This is a genomic window from Microcoleus sp. A2-C3, from assembly GCF_036706065.1.
GTDB lineage: Bacteria > Cyanobacteriota > Cyanobacteriia > Cyanobacteriales > Microcoleaceae > Microcoleus.
The window spans coordinates 145,964-146,687 of the sequence record NZ_JAUBVX010000008.1 but is presented as its reverse complement, the minus strand read 5'-3'; the positions used below and the strand labels follow the sequence as shown (position 1 = coordinate 146,687).

Sequence of the window (724 nt, the reverse complement as noted above, 5' to 3'; positions counted from 1 at the left end):
GAGACATGACATATCATGTGAATGACTACAATACTTTATTATCATATCAGCTACTCAACCAGAATGAAATAGCCCTGTAAAAATGTCACTACCCGATAATTATACATCTGAAGAGATTGTGGCGGGTTTAGCGAAGTTATTGAAAACATCTGAACCTAAGTTATTTGTTAATGATTTAGCTGCGCTGGATGTGGAATCTACAGATAATGTGAATATTATCGCAGAAAAAATCAGGGCTTGGTGCGAAACTCGATCGCAAATTGAGGATAATTTAGAGAACGAAATTGAGCAAGCTGGGCCTGGTGGTACTGATGGCGATGCACCGGAAGAAGTTGTGAGGGAGTTGATGGAAGTGCTGATGGATAATATGATGAGACTATATCCGTCTCGGCCGTCGGTTTTGGTGGTTGAAACCGATGATTCGGGGACGGAATCTTAGGAATCGCGTTTACCCAAAAGATAGCGGGCGATTGAAATCGCGTTTACCCAAAAGATAGCGGGCGATTGAAATCGCGCCTACACAAACGATGTCCGCCTCCGCGGACTAAGAGCAAGATAGATAGATAGCAAGATACATAGCGGGCGATTGAAATCGCGCCTATACAAACGATGTCCGCCTCCGCGGACTAAGATTGAATTAATATCTTGCAACCTGCGGAGGCAGGTTTTGTTTGTGTAGCCGCGATTTCAATCGCCGGGGCATTTATAGCCGCGATTTCAATCG

Annotated in this window: 1 protein-coding gene; it reads left to right on the top strand. The window is 44.3% G+C overall.

Annotated elements, in window-relative coordinates; translation table 11 throughout:
* Positions 1–82: 82 nt before the first annotated feature.
* Complete coding sequence (locus tag QUB66_RS07180) at positions 83–439, top strand: hypothetical protein (RefSeq protein ID WP_332967046.1); 357 nt, start codon at positions 83–85, stop codon at positions 437–439.
* Positions 440–724: the final 285 nt, after the last annotated feature.

Bases quoted from the DNA above. Each gene is read 5' to 3' on its own strand.
- QUB66_RS07180 (WP_332967046.1), top strand. From the start codon at position 83: ATGTCACTACCCGATAATTATACATCTGAAGAGATTGTGGCGGGTTTA.